This is a genomic window from Actinomycetota bacterium (genome assembly GCA_041658565.1).
Lineage (GTDB): Bacteria > Actinomycetota > AC-67 > AC-67 > AC-67 > JBAZZY01.
Window position 1 is genome coordinate 1 of record JBAZZY010000075.1, and the last position, 3,234, is coordinate 3,234.

A 3,234-nucleotide genomic window follows, 5' to 3' on the forward strand; every position below is an offset into this window, starting at 1 on the left:
CATTGTTAAAAGCACGGCGGCATTCGCGCTCGCCTCCGTCGTGCTGTCGGTGTTGTTGACCGGCGGCATTAACTACGCCATCACAGGCCGGGTTGGCACCGTCAGTCTCGTTATTGCCATCGTCGTACCAGCGGTCATCGCGCCCGTTTTCACCTATATCCTGCTCAGCCTGGTCTTCAAGTTTGAGTCGCTGGAGGAGCAGTTGCGCCAACTCGCCATCACGGACGAGCTTACGCAGACCTACAATCGGCGGCATTTCATCGAGACGGCGGAGCGCGAGTTCGCACGGGCGCGACGCTACCGCGAGGTATTCTCGGTGGTAGTGCTGGACCTGGATGACTTCAAGTTCGTCAACGACACCCACGGCCATCCGGCCGGAGACCAAGTGCTGCGCACGGTGAGCGATCTGTGCCGGCGCAACATCCGCCAGCACGACACCTTCGCGCGCTACGGCGGCGAGGAATTCGTGTTTCTGTTGCCGGGACTCGATTACGCCGGTGCCTGCGAGTTTGCGGAGCGCATCCGCCGCCGGCTGGCCGGGACGCCCGTCACCTTCGGTAACCGTCTTATCCACGTTACCGCAAGCCTCGGCGTTGCTGTCTACCATGAAGGCCTTTCCGACCTGGACAGCCTGCTTACGCATGCCGATCAGGCGATGTACCGGGCCAAGAACCTCGGCAAGAATCGCCTCCACGGCCAGCCGCTTGGCTGACAGCGGCCACTATCGCTGTATCCGCTCCATCAGCCCCGTATCGTGCAGGATTGAGATAGCAATCTCCTCGACGGATTTCGTGGTTGTATCAAGGATGTGTAGCCCGGCCTTGTTCAAGATTGCATTGGCTGACTCGATTTCCCCTCGGCAGTTTTCCAAAGAAGCATAGCGGCTCTCCGGTTTGCGTTCGTTGCGGATGCGCGCCAGGCGCTCGGGATTGATCGTGAGCCCGTAGAGCTTGTCGCGATAGGGTGCGAGCGGCTCGGGCAGGCGCGTGTCGCCGAAGTCGTCCGGCGTGAGCGGATAGTTGGCCGCGTGAATACCGTACTGCATGGCGAGATATAGCGACGTCGGGGTCTTGCCGGTGCGCGAGACGCCAACCAGAATCACGTCGGCGATGCCGTAATTGGTCGTGGTGGCGCCGTCGTCGTGGGAGAGCGCGTAGTTGATGGCGTCTATGCGCTTTTGATAGACCAGCTCGTCGCCGATGCCGTGCGACAGGCCCAGTGCGTGCGACGATCCCATGCCGAGTTCCGATTCCAGCCTGCGGATGAATCCCGCGAACAGGTCTATACAAAGCGCGTCCGCGGTCAGGATCACATCGCGCACGTCGTCATTGACGAGCGTGCTGACGACAATCGGCCGCCGGCCTTCCTTGCGTGCGGTCTGATTGATTTCCTTCAGCGTCGTCCGCGCCTTCTCGACCGTGTCCACGAACGGCAGGGTGTGCTTGTGGAACTCGACGTCGGGAAACTGCGTCAGCAGCGTGCGGCCGAGGATTTCGGCGGTGATGCCGGTACGGTCGGAGACAAAGAATACCGTGCGCTGGGGCTTCATCGCTGTCGTCGGCGGACTGGTGGATAAGGCTTTGAAGTAGCCGGCCCCGGGTTGCAGCGCTCAGCCGCCGCGTTTATTGATTGCCCCGGGAGTCCCGCGCATCGGGTCGAGCGCGGCAGGTGCGTTTTCCGTGTCGAAGGGCACGAAGCCGTCGTGCTCGGCGGCAAAGCGCATGAGCTGACCCTGTTCGATGTCGAAGTACCAGCCGTGCAGCGCCAGTTCGCCGCGCTCCGTGCGCTCGCGTATCCAGGGGAAAGTCCGCAGGTTGCGTAGCGAAACGCGGATCGCAGCCTGCTCGCAGGCACGCTGCGCGGCGTCGGAAGACGGGTCGCCGTGCGCGGCGAGCGCCACCGTGCGCGCCTCGTCCGCGATCGCCATCCACGGCTGGATGTACTGGCCGGATGCGTTGGTGTCACCGCTGCCCTGCAACAGGGCGTGTATTCCCCCGCAGCGCGCATGCCCCAGCACAATGATGTGCCGCACCCGCAGCGAGCGCACGGCAAACTCGATTGCCGCGCTGGTGCCGTGATAATGCCCGCCGGTCTCTTGTGGCGGAACCAGATTCGCCACGTTGCGCACCACGAATAAATCGCCCGGATCGCTGTCGGTGATGAGCGCGGGGTCCACGCGGGCATCGCAGCACGCGATCACCATGATTTGCGGCGACTGTCCTTGTTGGGTTAGCCGCTGGTACAGCGTTTGCTCGGTCTCGAAGTAACGGGTACGGAAGCGGTGGAAGCCGCGGATCAGTTTTTGTATGGCTTCGTCCATAAGCACTGTTTTATCGTGTGGTTCGCCTTGGCTGGATGCGGACGCCCGCGTGACGGCGGGCGCGCTATCGGATGAATTCTACCACTTCACGATGCGGAACAGATTGCTGTAGTCGTCGCGCCACAGCGGTACGGTCGCGGGCGTTTCGGTCGTGGCGGTAGCGGCCAGGCCGGGGATGCGGTGCAGCACGTCACCGCGCGCGAGCAGCACCCAGGTGCTTTCCGACAGGCGTTCACTGCTGTCGGATTCGACGAGCAGCATGTTGAGCCCGAAGTGTTCCGCCGCCGCGCGCACCACCGGCTGGAGGTCGAGATAGCGGTTGGTGATATGGACTGCCAGCACGCCATCGGGTGCGCGCAGATGGCGCAGATAGGTTTCGAACGCCTCCACCGTCAGCAGGTGCACCGGAATCGCGTCGCTGCTGAAGGCATCGATCGCGAGCACGTCGAACGGCTGTACGGCAGCGCGCGCCAGTTCCTGTTCGAGCAGCAGGCGCGCGTCGCCGAGTGCAACCTCGGTGTTCGCCTCCGAGTCGCGCAGGTAGCTAAACAGGCTGCCGAAGCCGCTCGCAAGTTTCACCACGTCCGGGTTGATTTCATAGAAACGGAACACGTCGTCCTTGCTGCCGTAGACCGCGAGCGAGCCGACGCCGAGGCCGACAATACCGACGCGCAACGGTTGCAGGGCGTTGTTCAGCCCGAAGCGGCGCGGATGGCGCAGCAACGTAAGCCCGATGCCGCTGTCGCGACCATAATAAGAAGTCGGTTCAGTGCGCAGGTCCCAGCGCCGGTACTGGTAGCCGTGGGTGATGCGCCCGTGCAAGAGACGATAGCGATGCGATTCCTCGATCTCGGGACTGTCTTCCTCGACGTGTAGCACGCCGTAGAAGTTGCGCATCTGGGCGATGGCCTCGG

General features: G+C 63.0%; 4 protein-coding genes. 1 reads left to right on the top strand and 3 read right to left on the bottom strand.

Annotated features, from left to right (window positions below; translation table 11 throughout):
• Positions 1 to 712 (top strand): diguanylate cyclase (locus WDA27_15000; protein ID MFA5892231.1); only part of this gene is annotated, 712 nt, incomplete at its 5' end.
• Positions 713 to 721: 9 nt separating this feature from the next.
• Here WDA27_15000 and WDA27_15005 read toward each other — a convergent pair.
• The 3 genes from WDA27_15005 to WDA27_15015 form a co-directional block, all read right to left on the bottom strand.
• Positions 722 to 1,549 (bottom strand): pyruvate, water dikinase regulatory protein, encoded by an 828-nt coding sequence (locus tag WDA27_15005; GenBank protein MFA5892232.1) that lies wholly within the window; start codon positions 1,547 to 1,549, stop codon positions 722 to 724.
• A 60-nt stretch (positions 1,550 to 1,609) separates the two neighbouring features.
• Positions 1,610 to 2,320, bottom strand: a complete 711-nt coding sequence (locus tag WDA27_15010) for a carbonic anhydrase (GenBank protein ID MFA5892233.1) — start codon at positions 2,318 to 2,320, stop codon at positions 1,610 to 1,612.
• A 78-nt stretch (positions 2,321 to 2,398) separates the two neighbouring features.
• The coding region (locus WDA27_15015; protein ID MFA5892234.1) for a ferrichrome ABC transporter permease at positions 2,399 to 3,234 on the bottom strand (836 nt) is incomplete at its 5' end.